A 22,975-nucleotide genomic window follows, 5' to 3' on the forward strand; every position below is an offset into this window, starting at 1 on the left:
AATCCACTTCTTTCCTCATAAAGTGAAACTAATAAGGCTTGTCTAAGGAAAGGAATGAAGTGATTTGGAAACTTTACCATGGTGGGTGTATCTTGTAATTGTCGGGATTGTACTAAGTGGCTACATGGTTTTATATACTTCGAAAAAAGAGCAAGATATGGATAATGAGTTTATCGAAAAAGAAGGCGAAGTATATATGAAGCGTTTAGAAGAAGAGCGTGAGAAACGTAATCAGGATAGTGATAAAGATTCGGTATTGCTTTAATAGAAATTTTGAAAGGTTACCACCTGGTAGGATTTTACATCTAGGTGGTAGCTTTTTTTCTTCTGCGGGAGCAGTATATGTTCATCAAGCTAAGGTTATATTAGTTTAATTTTACATGTATAAGAGAGTCATCATAAACTTTTATTGATGGTATTTATATATTTTTTTACTCATAAGAATGGAACTAGTGGGGATTTTACTGGGGGGGATTAACAATGCATAGGGATGAAACTTCATTACATCCGGATACAGGTGTTACATCTGTAATGTTTGTTGAGCGTTCATTAAATGAAATTCGTTTTTGGTCTAGAATCATGAAGGAGCATTCTTTTTTTCTTCGTTTAGGATTTAGATGCGAGGATACTCAACTAATCGAAAAGGCGAATCAATTTTATCGATTGTTTGAACATATTGAACAAATAGCGCATTCCTATACAAATGAAACAGATCCTGAGCAAATAAAAAGATTTAATGCAGAAGTACAACAAGCCGCAACTAATATTTGGGGATTTAAACGAAAAATTTTAGGGTTAATTCTCACATGTAAATTGCCAGGACAAAATAACTTTCCACTTTTAGTTGACCATACAAGTAGGGAAGCTGATTATTTTAGAAAACGTTTAATACAATTAAATGAAGGTAAATTAGATGCTCTTCCTGATGCTATTATTAAAGAAAATGTTTTCTTTTTACGGATTATGGCAGACCATGCTAAATTTATTGGCCATCTTCTTGATCCATCGGAAAGAAAGCTTGTAGATACAGCGCGGAATTTTAGCAATGATTTTGATGAATTGATGTATCAAGCAATTGACTTAGAATCTATGAAACCACAATCCCAAACAGCCCCTCTTTTAGATCAATTTTTAGATCAAAATCGTGTGTCGGTTGCATCTCTTCGGGATTTTAAGAAAACAGCACGTGATTTAATTGAGCAATGTAAAATAAAGAGTATCATTCATCCGTTATTAGCAGACCATGTTTTCCGTGAAGCTGATAGATTTCTTGAAATCATTGATATGTATGATGTTCATCTTACAAATATTCAATCACAGCCTAGATATTAGAAGATAAGGAAAGATACTATTTTTTCCTTAAGCCGAGAAGTTAACAATTTATTGTTAGCTTCTTTTCTTTGGGATTAAAATTTTCTTTTAAGGACTACATAAATCCCTTTGACCAAATATGTAATTCTTTGTAAAATGATATATATGGAAAGATTATGAATATACAGGAAATATATGGATAGTAGATTTTAATAAATTATTCGAGGGGAATTTATTAGTTAAGTATATTAACTTGTTTGCACTACATTTTACAAATAAAGGGGTATTAGTAATCATGAAAGCAAAGAAATTAGTAAGTTTAGCGTTACCAGTTATGTTATTGAGTGGTTGTATTACAATTGAAACTGATGGTAAGAAAGCTGAACCAAAGAAAGAAGAAACGCAAAAGGTAGAGAAAGAGAATAAGACTTCTGAAAAAGAGAGTAAGTCAACTGATGGCAAGAAAGAGGATAGCTTATCTGTAGCGAAAGGTGAAGGTACAAACAGTAGTTCATCAAGTAGTCAACCAAGTTCTTCTTCAAATAATTCAACTTCTTCTAGTTCTTCAACTGGTAAGGTAACTGGTTCAGATGTTGAAAGGTACAAGGCAGATATCATAAATAGTGCTACTCAAATTGAAAATACAATGAAATTAATTGAAGGAATAGCAGATTCAGACGTAAAATCATACAAACAAAAGAAAAGTGAAGTACAACTGAGTTTAGGTGGAGCAAAGGCAACTGCTACAAAGCTGAAGAATCTACAAGCGCCTCCAGAGTTACAGGGAGAACAGGCGAAGATAAAGCAGTCGATGGAACTATATGCGGATTGTTTTCAACTTCTCTTTGATGCATTAGATCAGGAAGACGAAAGTAAAATGCATCAATCAGTAAGTAAAGCACAAGAAGGTTCGAAACTGTTTGAAGAGGCAGCGAAGAGTATCGGTAGTAAAACCAACTAAAAATAAAGTATTTAAAGGGGTATTTGTAAGTGCAGTTGGTGTAAGTGAAGAGTTAGGAATTAGTTATGGAAACACATTACAAATTTATCAAATGGACGATAATGTTCGTATTCGATATGTAAAACAATAAATAATTGGTGAAAAACTCTGTAATAAATTTTACAGGGTTTTTTGTTAGTTCTAGTTTATTTTTTGTCTTCCCAAGCGCTAAGCATACTAGTATAAGTTGAGAAATGAACAAAACAATAATGATAGGCAGATGATGTAACTCCATAGTAACTGTAACCATCCAAAGCCCAATTCATACACTATGATGGAGGCTTTTTACTTACTAATCGGATGAAAAAGGAGTGTAATCATGAAGAAACGTACTGTTAATGAAGCGGGAGGGAATGTGCCACAACCAATCCGCAGCGACGGAGCAGGTGCGATTGATTCTGGACCTCGTAATGTTATGCGGGATATTCAAAATCCGAATATGCTTGTTCCGCCTATAACGGATGCAGGGTTAGTTCCTAACTTGAAGTTTTCATTCTCGGACACTTCTATGATTTTGAAACAAGGCGGGTGGTCTCGGGAGATTACTGCTCGGGAACTACCGGTTTCGACGACGATTGCGGGAGTAAATATGAGTTTAACGGCCGGTGGAGTACGAGAACTACATTGGCATAAAGAAGCGGAATGGGCGTATATGCTTTTAGGACGGGCGCGCATAACGGCTGTTGATCAAAATGGGCGTAATTTTATTGCTGATGTTGGGCCAGGTGATCTTTGGTATTTTCCGCCTGGTATTCCGCATTCCATTCAAGGATTGGAACATTGTGAATTTCTACTCGTTTTCGATGATGGGCATTTTTCTGATTTATCTACTTTAGCTATTTCTGATTGGTTTGCGCATACGCCAAAAGAAGTGTTGTCGGCTAATTTCGGAGTACCTGAGAGTGCTTTTCGTTCTATTCCTTCAGATCAAGTTTATATTTATCAAGGAGAGGTGCCAGGTTCGCTTGAAAGTCAGGAGATTCAAGCGCCGAAAGGAGAAGTTCCTTTAACATTTAAACATGAATTGTTAAAACAAAATCCGATTAAGACGCCTGGTGGTAGCGTTCGAATTGTAGATTCTACAAATTTCCCTATTTCCAAAACAATCGCAGCAGCGCTCGTTGAGGTTGAGCCTGGCGGAATGAGAGAACTTCATTGGCACCCGAATAATGATGAATGGCAATATTATTTGACAGGGGAAGCGAGAATGACTGTGTTTCTTGGAAATGGTACCGCTCGTACATTTGATTATAGAGCTGGCGATGTCGGATATGTACCTTTTGCGACGGGGCATTATATTCAAAATACAGGTACCGAAACATTATGGTTTTTAGAGATGTTCAGAAGTAATCGTTTTGAAGATGTATCGTTAAATCAATGGATGGCACTGACTCCTAAAGAAATAGTGGAGAGTAATATACATGTTGGCCCGCAAGTAATGGATTCCCTGCGTAAGGAGAAGAGGCCTGTTGTGAAATATCCGGGGTTTTCATATAGTCCGAAAAATGATGAGTAAAAATGAAAATTTGCGTTATTCTTTCTGGAGACTGATAAGAAGGGAGGGCGTATTTCTTATGCCTAATCTAGTCTTTATCCCGCTATTTGCCGGGCAGTAAGACCCCACCTCAAAATTCAGCGGAATCAAAGAAGTTAGGTGGGGCGCGGGCTGTTCGTAAAAGCCCGATTAGTGAGGGCTGATTAAAGTTTCACTTTATTAGTATCCGTCCCTTGTATTATTGTTCGGGAAATTATTATTGGAGCATAGTATAGGGAAGATACATATAAAAGAGCGCCATTATAAGCTGTAGCGTATAATGGCGCAGGAAATGCAACGATAACTCGCTTTACTCTTCATCATTTATTTGAACATAATGGGCATAGAGAGGTGATAAACACAGTATGATTTTTAGTGAGCGTTTAAAAGAAGAAAGGGAAAAAAGAAATTGGTCGCAAAATGATTTGGCTGAAAAACTTCATGTGAGCAGGCAATCTGTTTCGAAATGGGAGACGGGAAAGAACTATCCGAGCATTGAAATTATTATTCATTTAAGTGATCTGTTCGGTATTACAATTGATGAACTGCTAAGGAGTGATGAAGAATTGACGCAGAAAGTAATTGAAGATAGTAAGCAATTGGCATATCCAAAATGGAAGGTATTTTTTGATAGTCTATTTATGATAGGAGTATTTTTGTTTATTGCAAAAATCGTTGTATGGATGCTAAATAAGTTTGCTGGAGCAAGTATTACAATTGTAGCAGATGCGCCATATGTAATGAATCTTTTGCCCCTTGTATTCATGATTATAGGTGGTATAGGTTCCGATAAGTTGAAGAAAATATACAGATAAGAGAAAGATTTGAAAGAAATCCCCGACACTAGCTGTTCTTTTCACTTAAATTGTGTACTATAAAGGATAGGATGACATAAAGAAGGGGACATATAGAATGGAATTTCATGAACAGAAGATTTTGCCGGCAGTGAGGCAAATTAAAGATTTGGAAAAGCTATTACATAGTTCGTATGAATATATCGTTATTTTAGATATTCATGTCGGTCAATTGAAGAGTGTTATATCACTTGCGAAGCAATATTGTAAAAAGGTGTTTTTACATGTGGATTTAATTCATGGTTTGCAGAGTGATGGGCATGCGACGGAATATTTATGTCAGGAGTTTAGACCGTACGGGTTACTTTCAACAAAGGCGAGCGTTATTATGAAGGCGAAGCAAAAAGGTGTTGTGGCAATACAACGCATCTTTTTAATCGATTCGAGTGCGATGGAGAAGAGCTGCAATCTTTTAGATAAGACGAAACCGGATTATATTGAGGTACTTCCTGGAGCAATGACGGATATTATCGCTGAAGTGAAAGAGCGTACTGGTGTACCGATTTTAGCGGGTGGTTTTATTCGTACTGTAGAAGATGTGGAAAGAGCTTTAAACGCTGGTGCGACAGCAATTACGACATCAAAACGCGAACTATGGAAACATTACCAAAAAAAGTGACGAAAATGTGAATTTTTTCGTTGACACCGCTTTCATTTACGGTTAACATTATAGACAAGTTAATAAACGTGACGGAGAAAAGTAGAGATCCACATTTCATTGTTTCTATATAAATTTATATAGAAGCGTGCAAGCTGTGGGTCTTTTTCTTTTGACAAAAACGAATGGCCATTCATTTTACCTCTATCACATTTGGAAGCGTTTAAATTGATTGTGGAGGGATACTATGTCAGCATTTTTAGGAGAGTTAATAGGGACTGCGTTGTTAATCGTACTTGGTGGCGGCGTTTGTGCTGGTGTAAGTTTAAAGAAGTCGTTTGCGAAAGATTCTGGTTGGATTGTAATTACAATGGGCTGGGGCTTAGCGGTAGCGGTTGCAGCATATGCGGTTGGATCAATTAGTGGGGCACATTTGAATCCAGCTTTAACAATAGGATTAGCATTTAAGGGAGCGTTCCCATGGAGTGACGTACCTGGTTATATCGCAGCACAAATGATTGGGGCAATTATCGGGGCAGTTATCGTATATTTACATTACTTACCACACTGGAAAGAAACAGAAGATCCAGGAACAAAGTTAGGTGTATTTGCAACAGGTCCAGCAATTCCGAACACATTTGCAAACCTTTTAAGTGAAATGATTGGAACATTCGTTTTAGTATTTGGTATATTAGCAATTGGTGCAAATAAGTTTGCAGATGGATTAAATCCATTTATCGTAGGTTTCTTAATTGTAAGTATTGGTTTATCATTAGGTGGGACAACAGGATACGCAATTAACCCAGCACGTGATTTAGGTCCGCGTATCGCACACTTCTTCCTTCCGATTGCAGGAAAAGGCGGTTCAAACTGGAAGTATGCATGGATTCCAGTAGTTGGTCCAATTTTAGGTGGATCACTTGCAGGTTTATTCCATCAAGTTGTATTTGAAGGAAAACAAAATTCAGCACTTATTTATGTGATTATCGCAACTGTGATTGTACTAGCAATCTCTTATATGACAAGTAAAAAAAGTGGAAGCAATACAAATAGTAGAAAAGTAGCATAAGGGGGAAACCGATATGAAAAAATATATTCTTTCATTAGACCAAGGAACAACAAGCTCACGCGCAATTCTTTTCAATAAAAAAGGTGAAATTGTTCATTCAGCTCAAAAAGAGTTTACACAACATTTTCCAAAGCCGGGCTGGGTAGAGCATAATGCACAAGAAATTTGGGGATCTATTTTAGCAGTTATCGCAACTTGCTTAAGCGAAGCAGATGTAAAACCAGAACAAATCGCTGGTATCGGTATTACGAACCAACGTGAAACAACGGTTGTCTGGGATAAAACAACTAGTAAACCAATTTACAACGCAATCGTATGGCAATCTCGCCAAACAGCTGAAATTTGTGATGAGTTAAAAGAAAAAGGTTATAGCGAAATTGTTCGCGAAAAAACAGGTCTTTTAATTGATGCATACTTCTCTGGTACGAAAGTAAAATGGATTTTAGATAATGTTGAAGGTGCAAGAGAGAAAGCAGAAAACGGCGATCTATTATTCGGAACAATTGATTCGTGGCTTGTATGGAAACTATCTGGTGGTAAAGCACACGTAACAGATTACTCAAATGCATCACGTACGTTAATGTTTAACATTCACGACTTACAGTGGGATGATGAGCTTCTAGAAATGTTAACAGTACCAAAGAGCATGCTTCCAGAAGTACGTCCATCATCTGAAATTTACGGAGAAACAATTGATTACCACTTCTTCGGCCAAAATGTACCGATTGCAGGTGTAGCTGGTGACCAACAAGCAGCTTTATTTGGACAAGCTTGTTTCGGTGAAGGTATGGCGAAAAATACTTACGGAACTGGTTGCTTCATGTTAATGAACACAGGTGAAAAAGCAGTAGCTTCTGAGCATGGTCTATTAACAACAATTGCATGGGGAATAGATGGTAAAGTAAACTACGCATTAGAAGGAAGTATTTTCGTAGCGGGTTCTGCAATTCAATGGTTACGCGACGGAATGCGCATGTTTAAAGATGCGAGTGAGAGTGAAGTGTACGCGAATCGCGTTGAATCAACTGACGGTGTATACGTTGTACCAGCATTCGTTGGACTAGGAACACCTTACTGGGATAGTGAAGTACGCGGCGCTATGTTTGGTGTAACACGCGGTACGACGAAAGAGCACTTCATTCGTGCAACGCTAGAATCTTTAGCTTACCAAACGAAAGATGTATTATGCGCAATGGAAGCAGATTCAGGTATTGAACTGAAAACATTACGCGTTGATGGCGGAGCGGTTAAAAATAACTTCTTAATGAAGTTCCAAAGTGATATTTTAGATGTTCCTGTAGAGCGTCCAGTAATCAATGAAACAACGGCTCTAGGTGCAGCATACTTAGCTGGTCTTGCGGTTGGATATTGGAAAAACCAAGATGAAATTAAAGAACAGTGGCATATGGACAAACGCTTTGAACCAACGATGGAAGCGAAAACAAGCGAAGAGCTATATGCTGGATGGAAAAAAGCAATTGAAGCAACAAAAGCTTTCAAATAATCATAAACAGTGTTATAATGGTGACAAGTTAATAATTCGGTAGGAGATTTGGAGAGACCACAACGCGCTATAGAGGCGAAATCTATAGCGGAGTTTGTGGTCTCTTTTTTCGTTATCAAAGGGAGGAATTACCATGAAATTTTCAAGTAAACAACGTAAAGACGTATTAAACGGAGTAAATAAACAAGAGTTAGATGTGATCGTAATTGGTGGAGGTATTACTGGTTCTGGTATTGCATTAGATGGAGCAACACGCGGGTTATCAACAATTGTTTTTGAAATGCAGGACTTTGCAGCAGGTACATCAAGTCGTTCAACGAAGCTTGTACACGGTGGTCTACGTTATTTAAAACAACTTGAAGTGAAAATGGTAGCAGAGGTGGGTAAAGAGCGTGCGATCGTATATGAGAACGGTCCCCATGTAACAACACCAGAGTGGATGTTACTTCCGTTCCATACAGGCGGTACGTTCGGATCATTTAGTACATCAATTGGTCTTCGTGTATACGACTTCTTAGCAGGTGTAAAACGAAGCGAGCGCAGAAAGATGTTTAACCGTGAAGAAACATTAAACAAAGAGCCTCTTGTAAAAAAAGAAGGATTAAAAGGCGGCGGTTACTACGTAGAATATCGTACAGATGATGCGCGTCTTACAATTGAAGTAATGAAAGAAGCAATTGAACGTGGTGCAAAAGCTGTTAACTACGCAAAAGTAGATGGTTTCTTATATAAAGATGGAAAAGTATGTGGTGTACGTGTAATCGATTTACTAGACGGTGAAGTATACGAAGTTTACGGTAAGAAAATTGTAAACGCAGCAGGTCCTTGGGTAGATACACTTCGTGAAAAAGATAACTCGAAAAAAGGAAAAGTACTTCAGTTATCAAAAGGTGTTCACTTAGTAATTGATCAAAAACGTTTCCCATTAGGCCAAGCGATTTACTTCGATACACCAGATAAACGTATGGTATTCGCGATTCCTCGCGGCGGAAAAACTTATGTAGGTACAACAGATACGTTCTACGATAAAGACGCAGCTGTACCACAAATGACAACAGAAGATCGCACATACATCATTAATGCGATTAACTACATGTTCCCAAGCGTAAAAATTACGGAAAAAGACATCGAGTCAAGCTGGGCTGGTGTACGTCCGTTAATTTACGAAGAAGGTAAGAGTGCATCTGAAATTTCTCGTAAAGACGAAATTTGGACTTCTGAATCTGGTTTAATTACAATCGCAGGTGGTAAATTAACAGGATACCGCAAAATGGCTGAAATGGTAGTAGACTACGTAACGAACTTACTACAAAAAGAAGGGCATAGCGCATATCCGAAGAGCGACACGAAACATATGCCAATCTCTGGTGGACATGTAGATGGTTCACACGGATTCCCAGCATTCGTTGCGAAAAAAGCTGGCGAAGGTACGAAATATGGTTTAACAACAGCACAAGCAGAAGAATTCGCGAAATTCTATGGTTCTAACGTTGACGTACTATTTGACTTAGCGAAAAAACATAAAGACGAAGCGAAAGAATACAACATGCCGCTTGACGTTCTAATCCCGCTTGTATACGCAATGGATTACGAAATGACAGCAAAACCAGTTGACTTCTTCGTACGCCGCAGAGGCGCTGTATTCTTCAACATCCACTGGGTATATGAGTGGAAAGAAGCAGTAATCAACTACATGGCTGCGAAACTAGGCTGGAGCAAAGAAGAACAAATGAAATATACAGCAGAACTAGAAAAAGCACTAACAGACGCTGTTATTCCTGTAGATCAACAAGAACAGGCAGCTGCGTTAGCGTAAAATAGAAAACCACCTGAAGGGGAGCCTTTAGGTGGTTCTTTTTTTATGGAATATTCTTCTAACTATATTGCATAACGACATATGTTGTTATACGATGTATATAAGGTGGTGGTATTGTTGGACAAAGAAATCTTGAAGGGAAGTATAGATATTTTATTACTTTCTATCATTGCAAAACGTGATACATATGGATATGAAATAGCTCAAAGTTTAAAGGATGCAAGTGAAGATTTGTATAGTATGGGGCAGGGAACTTTGTATCCTGCTTTAAAGAGATTAGAGAAAAAGGAGTTTCTTGAATCTTATTGGAATGAATCTGAGAATGGGATGAAAAGGAAATTCTATACTATTACAGATAAAGGGAAAAAAGAATTGCAGAAGAAAGTGAATTCTTGGGAGAGTGTAACAGCATTAATTCAAGCTTGTCAGAAAGGAGTTATTTATGAGTGAATTTGATGAGTATATTAAGTCTATTTTAGCCTATTCAGAACTTAGTGATATTGAACAGGATGAGTTATTTCTAGAAATGTATGATCACTTGAACAGCTTGAAAGAAGAATATATGGAACAAGGTATGAATGAAAAAGAAGCGATTTATAAAGCAATTCAAAGTTTTGGAGAATCAAAAGTTATTGGCGTAGAGATTAATAAATCGGTATACGAAGTTCCTAGACCATTAAAGGTATTATCAAAAATTTTATGTATTCCTTATATAATCATTTGTTTTATTGTCTTTTTAGGAACGTTTATTTCAACTTCTACATTTGACTCTGTTCGCAGTTTGACAGGTGGGACTGTCTATCATCCCATTGAATTTTGGCAGCAATTTTTACATATATCTGATTTAGAAACGTTATTACAACTTTTTGGAATAACACTTTGGCAAGTTAAAGATTTTATTGCACATCCAGGTCCTTGGGGAAACTCAACTTATTGGTTAAGTGTTTTACAACATATAATATTAGTAGTTCCATTCGGATTTTTCGTTCCAGTGCTGATTAATAAAGTGACTAACTATAAGAAAGCTCGTAAGTGGTATGTTATGACCTTTCTTGTTTGGGAGATATTACATTTACTAACTTTGTCTGATGTTTTTGATGTGTGGCGGATTGCTATAAATATGCTCGGTGCGTCGGTAGGATATCTTTTATTTATAAGCATGATACAAATAGATAATAAATTTAGGATAATGCGCAAGAAGATATTTGAAAATTAGCTTGCTATTCTGTAGTTTAAATTATACAAATTTAGTTTGATGGTAATAGAGTATTGCTGAAAACATAGGTGCTATATAGTGAGAGGATTTTTTATATTCGTAATAGGTGTTGTTCCTTGTTTACTCATACTGTTATGAAGCGGGTACATAATCCGTCTTTATTGGTGCTATAAATGATGAGAGCGGCACAGCTGAACTTGAAAAAGTCTAGCTGCGTTAGCGTAAAATAGAGAACCACCTGAAGGGGAGCCTTTAGGTGGTTTTTCTCTTGACTAAAAATAAATAAAATGTGTTACAATGATGATAGAGTATGTAGTGTGAATTTTGCATAAAATAAAAAAGACAGAAGCCTGAGAAACTTCTGCCTTGTGTAACCTAACTTGCTATTGTGGTGGTAGTAGGTGCGGTTATAAGACAATTACATTAACGTTTTAGCCGAGAACCGCCCTTACCTTTTCCACGAAGCAGGGTGGTTCTCGCTTTTTTGTATACAGAAATTAGCCACGGACCGACGTATCTTCTACCGATGACAACGCCAGCTCCGGTTAGGATACCATACACTAATTTAATTATAAACATCGCGATTATATTATCACCTCCCCCCTTTTTTCAAAATGGAAGAGATGATTGCCACACCTACTAGTTATAGCTTATTAAGTTACATTTTAATTGTATTATGTTTTAAAATAGGGAACAAGATATATGGATGAAAATTCCTGTTTTTAAGCAGAGCATTAGTGTCAGGGGACAAGAAGTAAATAAATATTCATAAAAAAACGGTATGGACATTACCATCCGTATTTTTTATGTATTTATAAAACTTTTCCATACAGTGCGTCGTCTAATATATGGGAAGGAGGAAATGATGTGGATGAATTAACGATAGAAGCGTTTGAAATAGAAGATAAGGAGGAACTTATCGACGAAATAATGAACAAGTATGGGCAAGAAGTCCTGCAGCTTGTGTATTCATATGTGAATAATAAAGAGATTGCGGAGGATATAACGCAAGATATATTTGTGAAATGTTATAAATCTCTTCATACATATAAAGGGAAATCGAATGTGAAAACGTGGTTATGGAGAATTGCGATTAATCAATGTAAGGACTATATAAAAAGTTGGTATAACAAAAAGGTAATCGTTACAGAGGATGAATTTGCGTATATTGGGATTCAAAATGATAGTGTCGAACAAACTGTCATTCAAAATGCGGAGGATAGTAGGTTGGCTTCTGCGGTAATGAGTTTACCGATAAAATATCGAGAAGTCATTTATCTATTTTATTATGAAGAATTATCAATTAAAGAGATTGCTATAGTAATAGACGTAAAGGAAAATACGATAAAAACGAGACTGAAAAAAGCGAAGGAACTTTTGAAGAAAGGATTGGAGGGATAATCAAATGGAAGATCGATTAAAAGGCTTGCGAAAATCAATGGAGAACACAACGTTTAAACATTTGAGTTTTTCTGATCAGCACCAGAAGCAGGTGCGCGAAAAAATTAAGCAATCGTCCGAAAAGGAAGAAGATATCCTTTTAGCAGTGTTACAACTTCTTATGAATGAAAAAACGGGTTATGAATTGATGCAGTTGCTAAGAGGGAGAGGGATTCAAAAATTCGAAGGTGGTGAAGGGTCTCTATACACTTTATTACATCGTCTAGAACAAAATCGCTTTATCCAATCTAGCTGGGATCACGCGGGAGCTAAATATTATCAATTAAATGATAAAGGAAATAAAATGCTGCGAAAGGCAGAGAAGAATGCTACGAAGGCACGATTTATATTAAAAGGATTAGTACAGGAGTGAGAAAAAATTGAGCAAAAAAGGGGAGCGTTTTTTAAAAGAAGTTACGAACCATATTAAATCAAAAGAAGCAAAGGACTTGGTGGCAACAGAACTAGACTTTCACTTGAAACAGACGAAGAATATGTGGATAGAGAAAGGCTTAAGTGAGGAAGTTGCTGAAGATAAGGCTGTTGAACAAATGGGAAGTCCAATTAAGCTTGGCCAGGAACTTAATAAACTACATAAGCCAAAGGTTGATTGGTTCTTAATTGGTTTATTAGTGGCTGCGATGGGGCTAGGATTTTTGCCAGTTATAGCTTTTGGATATACGAATGATGTAATAATGAATAAGGTGATATTTGTTATTCTCGGTGTTGTAACAGCTTTTGGGATGATGCTGATTGATTATCGGAAATTAGAGAGAATGGGAGGGTTGTTTTACACAATCGGGGTACTCATTCTGTTAATGCTATACTGTTTTCCGAACGCTTCGTTGACTGGAGAACCGTTAATAAAAATCGGTCCTATTGAAATTGATTGTTTAATAGCAGTACCGTTCTTTTTTCTAGCGTGGGCGTCTTTTTTCAATAATAGTAGGTTAAAGGTTATGCATCTTGTGGTTTTATATTTATTTTCTTTGTATTTATTTTTGATTGTATCAACCCTTTCGTCAATTTTTGTTTATATGACAATGGTATTCGTTATGCTTTGGTGGAGTAAGTTAGGAAAGAAAACGGCGTTGATTATTACGATTGTACCCATTTGTTTATTTATTATCAGGGCATCGGTATCCTGGTCTTCAGGATATCACTTAGATAGAATTTTAGGGTATTTAAATCCGGAGAGTGATGCAGGTGGTGCAGGATTTATGTATATACGATTAAAAGAGGTAATGTCATCAGCAGGTTGGTTTGGTACATATGGAGATATGAAATTCATCCCTGCTCCGGATACTGATTTTGTATTTGCAAGTTTGACTTACTATTATGGGTATTGGCTTGCATTAATTCTTGTCTTCGTTCTTTCTCTTTTTGTAGCAAGATTAATAGTCATCTCTTATAAAATAAATGATCGGTACGGTAAATTGCTACTCGTTGGTGGATTGACTCTTTTTGTATTCCAGTTCATTTATAATGTTGGAATGATACTAGGATTATTGCCGCTTGCTGCTATATCCTTACCTTTTATTAGTTACGGATTAACGCCGACTGTATTTCATGCGCTTATAATGGGGATCGTGCTGAGTGTGTATAGGCGTAAGGATATTTCAATTAGAATGAGAAAAACACCTTGATGATTATCAAGGTGTTTTCATTATAAGCTCAAAACTCTCCGAATCAGCCCCAAGCACAAAAGGACTAACCTCGCCAACGCTATAAAGTTGCAACTCATGCATCGCCCGCGTACAAGCAGTGTAGAACAATCTACGTACGCTCTCATCACTGTACACAGCTTTAGAAGCATCGTAAATAATAACAGCGTCAAATTCAATACCCTTCGCTAAATAAGCAGGGATCACGACGATGCCTTGCTCATACTCGGCTGAGTTACTTTTCACAAGTTTAATATTGTCGATATGACGAAGTGCTTCGTAGGCAGCGGCGCTTTCAGCTGCAGATTTACATATAATTGCGATAGTATTTTGCTGCTCTTTTTGTAGTTCCGCAACTTTGGCAGTAATGTGTTCGTGCAGTTCGTTGACATTCGATACTTTCGTCACTGTAGGTTTCTCGCCGTCACGTTCAAAGGCGTGAATGTTCTTGCCCTCCGGGACGAGAGTGCGTGTAAATTCAATAATTGGTTTTGTTGAGCGATAGCTACGAGTTAAGTTGATGCCGTTCGTTTCGTCTGGTCCGTATAAGCTAGTAAGTGTGTTGAAATTCACTGCTTCACTCGCATGAGCAAATATCGCTTGGTTAAAGTCTCCGAGTACAGTCATTCTTGCAGCAGGGAAGAGACGTTTTAAAAACTCGAACTGAAACGGCGAATAATCTTGCGCTTCGTCTACGAGTACGTGTTTAATCGATCTGTTCGTTTGGAAGCCTTCAATTAATTCTTTTAAAAGTAAGAATGGAGTCGCATCCTCGTAATATAGTTTTCCTTCATCAAGCATGTTTACTGTTAAGGAGCAAATGTCATCCCACTCTTTCGGTTTTTCTCCAGTAACCCATGATGCATCTGTGAAAAGTTGTTTATATATGCCTATGAAATTGATAAAGCGTAATGTTTGAACGCCTTTACGCAGTGGCTTCAATTTTTTACGGACAATCATACGTCCAAGTACTCTCGTTTCTTTTTCAAAATCATTAAAGGAGTTGTCGTCAAACTCGCCTTTTTTCTGTAAATATTTATAAGCTTTTTGGTATTCATCTTTACTAAGTAATTCAATTTCTTCTTCTACCCAAGGCTTTTTCAGTTCTGCTTTTTCAAGTGCATCTATTTGCTTATTTAGCCAATCCGTTAACTTCTCAATTCGACTATAGAAGCGGAGGGAGGAGTCGGTATTGTAAAATTGTTCTGTAATTTCCTTCGCAGAAACAATCAGTTTTCCTCTAAATTTCATTCCTCTAAATAGCATGCCTGAAGATTCAAGAGATTGTCTGTACGCTCTAATCATCTCGAAAAATTGAGTAGATGCCTTAAATCGAATGCTCGCATTTCTCGTTTTATAGGTAGGATTATTCGTTTCAGTTAACATATATTCTAATTGTTCATAAGGATCTTCAACGTCAAATGACTTACTTAGTCTATGGTTTAAATATTCTTGGAAAGTCACTTGCTGCATATTTTCTTCGCCGAGTTCAGGTAGTACGTTAGAAACGTAGCTGTTGAACATAGAGTTAGGGGAGAAGAGAATAATTTGATCTGCTTTTAACCATTCGCGATATTTATATAGTAAGTAGGCGATTCGTTGCAATGCAGCTGACGTTTTACCACTACCAGCAGCTCCTTGCACGATAAGGAGTCGGCCTTCATCGTGACGAATAATTTCATTTTGCTCGCGCTGAATTGTAGCAACGATGCTCTGCATATGTTTATTCGTACCTTTTCCGAGCGCTTGCTGCAAGATTTCATCACCAATTGTAAGGCTCGTATCGAACATAGAATCAATCTCGCCATTTTGAATAATGTATTGTAATTTTTTCTCCACATTACCGTGGATTACGCCGCCTGGTGTACTGTATTCAGCAGGTCCTGGTGGATAATCGTAGTACACACTCGAAATAGGTGCGCGCCAGTCATATATAAGGAAGTTTTCTCCGCTTGCATCAGTAAGTGTAGCGACGCCGATATAAATTTGATCCGCGGCAGATTCTCCTTCTTCTTTGAAATCAATTCGTCCGAAATAAGGTGCTTTATGCATACGTCTTAATGCGGCAAGTCGATTAAAGGTGTGCTTATGGGTAATTTGTGTGACAGCTAGTGACTGAGCTTGTTGTCTCAAGTTGATAACTGTTTCAAGATAATCATCGAAAGTATCAGTATTCACTTTCACGTCATCCCAAAAGTGTTTACGAATATTGATTACTTCTGCCCGGCGTCTGCCAGTTTCGTTTTCCAGTTTATCAATTTGCTCCGTAATTGTCTCGATTACGGTATCCAATCTTTTTTGCTCTAGATCAAGTTTTTTGTTCATACGGTAAGCACTCCTTTAAAAGTGAAAAATAGAGGTTGACTGAAGATGTGTTTTGGTATAAAATTAAGATACGGATAAATACGTTCCTTTTGTTTTATAAAACGTGTTTCTGTTCTAATTTAACATAGTTTTTTCATTTAATCAATCATAATAAGATAAACCTTGGTTCTACGTGGCGTGGATCAAGGTTTTTTTGTGTTTGAAGAGGAGTCACGCTTGTTGTCGTTTTTTGTCGGTAAGTCGATATATTTGAAAAATCGCCGATATAATTTCATTTACCGAATCTAGATTAACTACCGGGAGAAGAGGGGATAAAAAAGCTTGGGCCGAAGCCCAAGCTTTTTTTACTTCATTATTTCTTTTCGTCTTTCTTAGCGTCAGCTTTTTTCTCTTCGAAAAGATCTTTTAAATCTTTATCGTCAACTTTTACGTCAGCTTTTTTGATTTCTTTCATCATAAGATCGTTCATAAATTGAGCATCTTGTGTTTTTTCTTGAACTAGTGATTTTTTAATATCAGCTTTTGCTTTATCGAAATTTGCATCTGCGTGATTATCAGTTACTTTGATGATATGGTAACCGAATTGTGTTTTTACAGGTTCGCTTACTTCACCTTTTTTCAACTTTTGAGCTGCTTCTTCAAATTCTTTTACCATTTTCCCTGGTCCGAAGAATCCTAAGTCGCCACCTTTTTCTTTTGAGCCTGTATCTTCAGAGTATTGTTTTGCTAATTCTTCGAAAGATTTACCTTGAGCAAGTTCATCTTTTACCTTTTTAGCAGTTTCTTCATCTTTTACAAGGATATGACTTGCTTTAATTTCTTTTTTATAATCCTCGAATTTTGCTTTTACATCTTTATCAGTAATCGATTGTTCAACCGCTTTTTCTTGAGCTAATTGAGCACGCACACTATTTTTAATAGTTTCTTCTTTAATACCTTGTTGTTTCATTAGTGTATCGAATTGATCACCGTATTGTTTTTTCATTTCATCGAACTTTTTGTCTACATCTTTGTCTTCAACTTTGTAGTTTTTAATAAGTACTTTTTCCATAACCATGTTGTTTAGTACTTGTTTACCAGCTTGTGTCTTCATTTGATCGTAGAATTCTTCTTTTGTAATGTCACCAGCTTTAGATGTAACAATTTTGTCTGATGATGATGTTCCACATGCTGATAATGCGATTACACTTGTTGCGGCTAAGGCAAGCATAGCTTTCTTCATTCAATAAACACTCCTACTATTATGTATTTTTAATTTATCCTACACCGATGAATTTTAGTTCATAAGAGCCCGATTAAGTCTCACTGATACTTTTGCTTTTTTATATTGGTAAAGCGCGCTTAACAGGGCTTACCGTGGCTGAGGATAAAGTTTTGATGAATGTTTTGTTCTATAGTATAAGCAATATGTACAAAATTTAATATATCATATTTCGAACCGTTTTCATATTGATAAAGAAAAATTAACCAGCACGTGTCAGATTTTGAAAGTGTGCCATATTGGGCGTATGCCGCATATACAGAATAGAGGAGGGGATGGGGATGAATTCTCAACTTATTTTATTACTTGTACTGTTTATTTTATTGGTTATTGTAGGTATAATTTGCTTATAGAGGAAAAAAGTGAGGAAGGGGCTTTCCTTCCTCACTTTCCATGAAATATAATTTCTATATAACTAGAAATTAATAAAATTGTTATACATACATTAATAACCCGAAAGACACCGGGCTGGCGGCTCGCAGCTATTTGTTTTCGTTCACACAGTGTATGTGTCATGAAATTCGTGTAAAATATAACAAGAAGTGCGAATGCGACAAAAACAACTGTTATAAGTGTCATGAGGCGAGACCTCCTTTTGGCTAAAATACATATACATATATTGTATCACACGATATTTTGTTCGTGTTACAAAATTCAGAAATAGAAGACTTTGTGTTAGAAAGTGAGGGAGAAAATGGACGTTGTTAGAAGATTAGAACAAGCTGAATACTATGTAGACCTATTATTTAAAATGATTGATGAAGAGAAGTGTCCATTTTATTCTTTGATCATAAAGAAAAAAGCTCGTAAAAAAGATATTGAACGTATACTAAATCTTTGTGAAAAACTGAACGAGCAATATGTAGTGGAGAAAGCAGAAGGGCTTCTTTTGTTCGATGCGCTGTTAGATCAATTTGAAAAAGCGCTTCCACATCAGCTCGAAGTACACGAAACTGCGGAAGCGCTAGCAAAACAAGGTTTATTTAAGCCGCTTATGAATGAATTCTTAAGCATGATTGCGAAAAAATAAATAGATTATTTCTTAACTAACTTTTGATCGGATTCTGTAAAGTTCTCTTCAATATCTTCTAATGATTTCTCAAAAATATCGATAAAGTCTTGTCCGTAAATGTTACGCAGGATTGCAATCAGTTCGATATTTTCTGGGAACTTCCCATAAAAATTACGAAGTGCAAGAGCCCCATTAAACACTGAATTATTTTCAGGATCATACTCTTCCATTAAGCGAAGTAGTAATTCTTCCCCTTTGTCTGTAATTTCAATGTACGTATTTCGTTTATCATCTTCCTTTTTTGAGAATACAAGATAGCCGCGTTCTTCCAGCTTTTTCGAGAAGTTAAACGCTGTTGATACGTGCATAACTCCAAACTTAGCAATCTCAGAAATAGAAGCCCCTTTTAAATGATAAGCGATTGTTAAAATATGATGTTCATTAATATTTAAATCGTAAGGTTTAATCCACTGCTGCCAATCTTTCTCTACACATTTCCATAACGCTTTCGATAATTGAGCAATGCGTTGGCTGAAAATCATCGCTTCTTTTACCGAGTAATCTTTTTCTCCACTTTTCATTTACTCACCCACTTTAACATTCTTTTTTCATTACTATCTATTATGCCAGTAAAATAAAAATTAATAAAGTCTTTTTGTGAGAATTGTGAAAATTTTTCGGAAAAATGACATTCTATACAAATCATGCATAACTATGGGAGCGTTTTATGAGTCGTGAATACATACGTTGTCCTTACATGTTAAGTGATAACATATATTGTAAATGCATAAAAACACGGCATATCTATACGATATGCCGTGTCAAGGTCAATTTATATAAAAAATATTTGTTATATGCAAAAAACTAAGCAGGAATTTGTTTACGCTTTTTCTGGAACAGCTTCTTGTAGTTTCTCAATTGACTTTTGGATGTCCAAAATTTCTTTCTCAATATGGCGCTTGTTTTGAGAAATATCTTGCTTCCAGTTAGAAAGCGTGTCTTGCATGTCATCTTTTAATTCTTGAAACACTTCTTTACCTTCTGAAGCAGTTTCAACAATTTGACGCTTTAATAATTTCGTATCGGCTGTAATATCAGCTAAAGTCTTTTTAATATCATTTCCTTTTTCTTTTAACTTGCCGCGCATGTCTTTACCAGAAGAAGGAGTTGAGAAAAGAACAGCTAGTCCAGCAACTGCTCCGCCGCAAATAACACCTGTAATAAAGGATTTAGCTTTTGACATAAAAGGAGACCTCCTTATTTTTTGTTCGTATTCATGATGGGAAAAATATGCATATCTTTCTTATATGTGCTATGCACAAACAATCATCCCTGAGCATTTTAAGTAAAGAAACAAGCCATGCGGAATTTGATGACTTCAGGGAAGTGGCTTGTTATGTATTACGCCTTCTTATAGTGTCATTATTTCACACTATTTGCAATTGTACTTGCGATGTTTTGTAAATTTTCCATAGTGTATTCATTTTGATGTGATTTCCAAACAGCACCGAAACCATCTTTTTCACCGTAGCGTGGAATTAAATGAAGGTGGAAGTGGAACACAGTTTGTCCAGCTTTTTCACCGTTATTGTTAAGTAGGTTAAAGCCAACTGGATTAAACTCTGCTTTAATCGCATTTGCGATTTTTGGAACGACAGAAAAAATGTGTGATGCGATTTCTGGCGTTAACGCAAAAATGTCTTGTTTGTGAACTTTCGGAATAACAAGAGTATGTCCTTTTGTTACTTGACTAATATCTAAAAATGCAAGCACATGTTCATCTTCGTATACTTTTGAGCAAGGGATTTGCCCGTCAATGATTTTACAAAAAATACAATTGTCTGCTGTATGATTCATTGATCTCATCCTTTCAAATATCCTTAGCCGTATTTTACCATAATTACATAAGAGAACAAACACGAAAAACAGGAAGCTGACTCAGCTTCCTGTTTTCTGAAGAGGGATTGAAAAAGCATTATCGTAATTTACGTTTCGCAGACACCTCATTTATTTAAGAAATGCACGGTAAATCGGCTAAAGTTTCTGCCGTAGACACCCCATTTTCAAGTGAAATGAATTGCAATCTTTTTTAAAATGAAATTGTTTATTTTTTAAAACAGTATATGCTCTTTCAGAGACACCCCGTTTCGAAAATGAAACAAATGATCTGGTTATGTGTAAATTTCATTGTCCAACTTGGACACCCCATTTCATGATGACTTCACTATGTTGTTGTACTCATCAATTGGTGGTTGCTTTTTCAATGTGTTCCTTCTTCAATAATTATGATGTCCGCTTTCGGAAAAATATATGCTAATAAATTTAAAAATTTTTTTTGAGTACATGGATACTATGTAGTACAGCATAATTTTTGGTAAGATGAATATAGAATGAATACTAATGAAGAAAGTGGTGTCGTATGAGCGAGTTATTGCGTGTAGAAAATGTTACAGGAGGATATACGAAACGACCTGTATTAAAAGACGTTTCGTTCTGTGTTAATAAAGGCGAACTTGTCGGCTTAATCGGTTTAAATGGAGCTGGTAAAAGTACGACGATTAAACATATTATCGGTTTAATGGAACCGAAAAAAGGAACTGTCACAATTAATGGGAAAACAATTCGTGATGATATGACAGCGTACCGTTCTAGCTTTTCATTCATTCCGGAAACGCCGGTATTATATGATGAATTAACGTTAGAAGAGCATTTGAAATTAACAGCTATGGCGTATGGGGTTGATGAAAAACAATATGAAGAACGTGTAGGACAACTACTACAAGAGTTTCGTATGAAAAATCGTTTAAAATGGTTTCCATCTCATTTCTCAAAAGGAATGAAACAAAAAGTAATGATTATGAGCGCATTTTTAGTGGAGCCATCTCTTTACATAGTAGATGAACCTTTCGTTGGATTAGATCCGTTAGCGATTCAATCCCTTCTTCAAATGATGGACCAAATGAAAAAGAGTGGTGCCGGTATTTTAATGAGCACACATATTTTAGCGACGGCAGAGCGTTATTGTGATTCGTTCATTATTTTGCATCAAGGTGAAGTAAGAGCGAAGGGAACGCTATCTGAACTGCAATCACAGTTTAATATGCCAGGTGCAACGTTAGATGATATTTACATCGCGCTAACAAAGGAAGAAGATTATGAATAGCACAGCGTTATGGAAAGAACGATTTCGTCACTTTCTAAAAGAAGTTCGTACATATAGTAAATACGTATTTAATGATCATTTGAAATTTATTTTCGTGTTCATCATTGGTGCGGGAGCGTATTATTACCAGCAATGGTTACAAACGTTAACACCTTCGTTTCCGGCGGCGCTCGTAATGGCAGTATTAATTGGACTCGTGTTAACGGCTGGATCCATTCAAACATTATTAAAAGAAGCGGATCTCGTTTACTTACTGCCAGTTGAAGAAAAGTTAAAACCTTACTTCACAAAGGCATTTCTTTTTACATTTATGATTCAGTTATACATAATCGCAATCGTAGCAGCTGCGCTTGCTCCGTTATACTTCCAACAAATGAAGCAAACAGGAGCTGGCTACATATGGATCGTACTTGCATTTGTCATTGTAAAAGCGTGGAATTTATTTGTAGCGTGGGAAAAGTCATTTTTAACAGATCAAAATATACAAAGAGCGGATTGGTTCATTCGTTTTATCCTAAACGGTTTATTTGTATATTTCCTTGTAGAGCGTACTTCAGTTCTTTTCATTGGTGGAATCGTCCTTCTCATGGTGTTATACCTTGCTATCATGCATCAAATGGTAAAGGGAAAGCCACTAAACTGGGAGTATTTAATTTCTGAAGAAGGTAAGAAGATGATGCTGCTGTACCGCATCGCGAACATGTTCGTTGATGTACCAGCATTAAAAGAAAGAGTAGCACGCAGAAAATGGCTCGATTTCATTCTTTCGATAATCGGTGAAAAGCGTACATATTTATACTTATATACGAGAACGTTTTTAAGATCAGGTAACTATTTTGGATTATATGTGCGTTTGCTCGCTCTTGGAGGAGTTATTTTGTACTTCATTCCGTTTTTATATGGACGATTTATCGTAAGCCTTATTTTCCTATACTTAATCGGTTATCAGCTCTTAACTTTATGGAAACATCACCGCATGAAGATTTGGCTTGATTTGTATCCGGTAGGGGGAGAAGAGAAGAAGAAAGATTTTCTTACTTTATTAAACGCGATTCTAATCATCGGGAGCGTAATCTTTACAGTTATATTTGCACTAGCAACGAAAGATTTCATGATGACAGGAATTTTACTTATCGTAAGCATATTATTTAGTATCGGTTTCGTTTACCAATACGGGGCGAAGCGCATTGAGCGTTTAAATTGAAGGG

The 22,975-nt window shown here is 36.5% G+C and carries 25 protein-coding genes; 18 read left to right on the top strand and 7 right to left on the bottom strand.

Going from position 1 to position 22,975, the window contains the following annotated elements; genetic code table 11:
• The first annotated feature begins 64 nt into the window (after positions 1-64).
• The 12 genes from N2V80_RS05345 (at position 65) to N2V80_RS05400 (ending at position 10,902) form a co-directional block, all read left to right on the top strand.
• Positions 65-265: a sporulation YhaL family protein gene (locus N2V80_RS05345; RefSeq protein WP_000449223.1), complete on the top strand. Its 201-nt coding sequence runs from the start codon at positions 65-67 to the stop codon at positions 263-265.
• Positions 266-480: 215 nt separating this feature from the next.
• Complete coding sequence (locus N2V80_RS05350) at positions 481-1,332, top strand: DUF2935 domain-containing protein (protein WP_061655430.1); 852 nt, start codon at positions 481-483, stop codon at positions 1,330-1,332.
• A 274-nt stretch (positions 1,333-1,606) separates the two neighbouring features.
• Complete coding sequence (locus tag N2V80_RS05355) at positions 1,607-2,272, top strand: DUF7018 domain-containing (lipo)protein (protein ID WP_000644831.1); 666 nt, start codon at positions 1,607-1,609, stop codon at positions 2,270-2,272.
• On the top strand, positions 2,232-2,402 hold the full coding sequence (locus N2V80_RS05360) for a hypothetical protein (protein ID WP_002100810.1): 171 nt from the start codon (positions 2,232-2,234) through the stop codon (positions 2,400-2,402). The genes N2V80_RS05355 and N2V80_RS05360 overlap by 41 nt, the downstream gene beginning before the upstream one ends.
• Before the next feature lie 228 nt (positions 2,403-2,630).
• On the top strand, positions 2,631-3,827 hold the full coding sequence (locus N2V80_RS05365; protein ID WP_061655431.1) for an oxalate decarboxylase family bicupin: 1,197 nt from the start codon (positions 2,631-2,633) through the stop codon (positions 3,825-3,827).
• A gap of 383 nt (positions 3,828-4,210) precedes the next feature.
• Positions 4,211-4,660 (top strand): helix-turn-helix domain-containing protein, encoded by a 450-nt coding sequence (locus N2V80_RS05370; protein ID WP_000577658.1) that lies wholly within the window; start codon positions 4,211-4,213, stop codon positions 4,658-4,660.
• A gap of 97 nt (positions 4,661-4,757) precedes the next feature.
• Positions 4,758-5,318 carry a glycerol uptake operon antiterminator GlpP gene (gene glpP, locus N2V80_RS05375; protein ID WP_000394286.1) on the top strand — a complete coding sequence of 187 codons (561 nt, stop codon included), beginning with the start codon at positions 4,758-4,760 and terminating at the stop codon, positions 5,316-5,318.
• 226 nt (positions 5,319-5,544) lie between these two features.
• A complete protein-coding gene (gene glpF, locus N2V80_RS05380) occupies positions 5,545-6,366 on the top strand; it encodes a glycerol uptake facilitator protein GlpF (RefSeq protein WP_001272195.1) in 822 nt (273 codons plus the stop codon).
• A 13-nt stretch (positions 6,367-6,379) separates the two neighbouring features.
• Positions 6,380-7,870 (top strand): glycerol kinase GlpK, encoded by a 1,491-nt coding sequence (glpK, locus tag N2V80_RS05385; RefSeq protein WP_000760004.1) that lies wholly within the window; start codon positions 6,380-6,382, stop codon positions 7,868-7,870.
• Between the two features lie 133 nt (positions 7,871-8,003).
• Positions 8,004-9,686 (top strand): aerobic glycerol-3-phosphate dehydrogenase, encoded by a 1,683-nt coding sequence (gene glpD, locus N2V80_RS05390; protein ID WP_061655432.1) that lies wholly within the window; start codon positions 8,004-8,006, stop codon positions 9,684-9,686.
• A 117-nt stretch (positions 9,687-9,803) separates the two neighbouring features.
• Complete coding sequence (locus tag N2V80_RS05395) at positions 9,804-10,136, top strand: PadR family transcriptional regulator (RefSeq protein ID WP_000356630.1); 333 nt, start codon at positions 9,804-9,806, stop codon at positions 10,134-10,136.
• Positions 10,129-10,902 (top strand): VanZ family protein, encoded by a 774-nt coding sequence (locus N2V80_RS05400; protein WP_001288383.1) that lies wholly within the window; start codon positions 10,129-10,131, stop codon positions 10,900-10,902. Before N2V80_RS05395 ends, N2V80_RS05400 begins: the two co-directional genes overlap by 8 nt.
• A gap of 423 nt (positions 10,903-11,325) precedes the next feature.
• On the opposite strand, the gene N2V80_RS05405 is transcribed toward N2V80_RS05400, so the two are convergent.
• The gene (locus N2V80_RS05405; protein WP_000469930.1) at positions 11,326-11,481 is read right to left on the bottom strand and encodes a hypothetical protein; all 156 of its coding nucleotides are present in this window, start codon (positions 11,479-11,481) and stop codon (positions 11,326-11,328) included.
• 288 nt (positions 11,482-11,769) lie between these two features.
• Between N2V80_RS05405 and N2V80_RS05410 the strand changes: the two genes are divergently transcribed.
• From N2V80_RS05410 to N2V80_RS05420, 3 genes are read left to right on the top strand one after another with little or no spacing between them, the layout of a single operon-like run.
• Complete coding sequence (locus N2V80_RS05410) at positions 11,770-12,303, top strand: sigma-70 family RNA polymerase sigma factor (RefSeq protein WP_061655433.1); 534 nt, start codon at positions 11,770-11,772, stop codon at positions 12,301-12,303.
• 4 nt (positions 12,304-12,307) lie between these two features.
• Positions 12,308-12,715 (top strand): PadR family transcriptional regulator, encoded by a 408-nt coding sequence (locus N2V80_RS05415; RefSeq protein ID WP_000390151.1) that lies wholly within the window; start codon positions 12,308-12,310, stop codon positions 12,713-12,715.
• Between the two features lie 7 nt (positions 12,716-12,722).
• The gene (locus N2V80_RS05420; RefSeq protein WP_061655434.1) at positions 12,723-13,988 is read left to right on the top strand and encodes an FtsW/RodA/SpoVE family cell cycle protein; all 1,266 of its coding nucleotides are present in this window, start codon (positions 12,723-12,725) and stop codon (positions 13,986-13,988) included.
• Between the two features lie 6 nt (positions 13,989-13,994).
• Here the strand turns inward: N2V80_RS05420 and helD are convergent, their stop codons facing one another.
• The 3 genes from helD to N2V80_RS05440 form a co-directional block, all read right to left on the bottom strand.
• On the bottom strand, positions 13,995-16,331 hold the full coding sequence (gene helD / locus N2V80_RS05425) for an RNA polymerase recycling motor HelD (RefSeq protein WP_061655435.1): 2,337 nt from the start codon (positions 16,329-16,331) through the stop codon (positions 13,995-13,997).
• A 352-nt stretch (positions 16,332-16,683) separates the two neighbouring features.
• Positions 16,684-17,553: a peptidylprolyl isomerase PrsA gene (gene prsA / locus N2V80_RS05430; protein ID WP_000710063.1), complete on the bottom strand. Its 870-nt coding sequence runs from the start codon at positions 17,551-17,553 to the stop codon at positions 16,684-16,686.
• Positions 17,554-17,976: 423 nt separating this feature from the next.
• The gene (locus tag N2V80_RS05440) at positions 17,977-18,171 is read right to left on the bottom strand and encodes a hypothetical protein (protein WP_000172690.1); all 195 of its coding nucleotides are present in this window, start codon (positions 18,169-18,171) and stop codon (positions 17,977-17,979) included.
• A 115-nt stretch (positions 18,172-18,286) separates the two neighbouring features.
• Here N2V80_RS05440 and N2V80_RS05445 point away from each other — a divergent pair, with 115 nt between their 5' ends.
• Positions 18,287-18,622 (top strand): DUF1878 family protein, encoded by a 336-nt coding sequence (locus N2V80_RS05445; protein ID WP_000383655.1) that lies wholly within the window; start codon positions 18,287-18,289, stop codon positions 18,620-18,622.
• A 5-nt stretch (positions 18,623-18,627) separates the two neighbouring features.
• Here N2V80_RS05445 and N2V80_RS05450 read toward each other — a convergent pair whose 3' ends face one another.
• The 3 genes from N2V80_RS05450 to N2V80_RS05460 all read right to left on the bottom strand — a co-directional run bounded on the left by N2V80_RS05450 (position 18,628) and on the right by N2V80_RS05460 (position 20,461).
• Complete coding sequence (locus N2V80_RS05450; RefSeq protein WP_000834924.1) at positions 18,628-19,185, bottom strand: HTH-type transcriptional regulator Hpr; 558 nt, start codon at positions 19,183-19,185, stop codon at positions 18,628-18,630.
• Positions 19,186-19,484: 299 nt separating this feature from the next.
• Complete coding sequence (locus tag N2V80_RS05455) at positions 19,485-19,847, bottom strand: YtxH domain-containing protein (protein ID WP_000030302.1); 363 nt, start codon at positions 19,845-19,847, stop codon at positions 19,485-19,487.
• 179 nt (positions 19,848-20,026) lie between these two features.
• Positions 20,027-20,461 (bottom strand): HIT family protein, encoded by a 435-nt coding sequence (locus N2V80_RS05460; RefSeq protein WP_001016835.1) that lies wholly within the window; start codon positions 20,459-20,461, stop codon positions 20,027-20,029.
• Between the two features lie 562 nt (positions 20,462-21,023).
• Here N2V80_RS05460 and ecsA point away from each other — a divergent pair.
• Together ecsA and ecsB are read left to right on the top strand one after the other, a co-directional pair.
• A complete protein-coding gene (ecsA, locus tag N2V80_RS05465; protein ID WP_061655436.1) occupies positions 21,024-21,767 on the top strand; it encodes an ABC transporter ATP-binding protein EcsA in 744 nt (247 codons plus the stop codon).
• Positions 21,760-22,971 carry an ABC transporter permease EcsB gene (gene ecsB / locus N2V80_RS05470; RefSeq protein WP_061655437.1) on the top strand — a complete coding sequence of 404 codons (1,212 nt, stop codon included), beginning with the start codon at positions 21,760-21,762 and terminating at the stop codon, positions 22,969-22,971. The genes ecsA and ecsB overlap by 8 nt, the downstream gene beginning before the upstream one ends.
• Positions 22,972-22,975: the final 4 nt, after the last annotated feature.

Source organism: Bacillus sp. FSL W8-0640, from assembly GCF_038007725.1.
In the GTDB taxonomy this organism is placed as follows: Bacteria; Bacillota; Bacilli; order Bacillales; family Bacillaceae_G; genus Bacillus_A; species Bacillus_A cereus.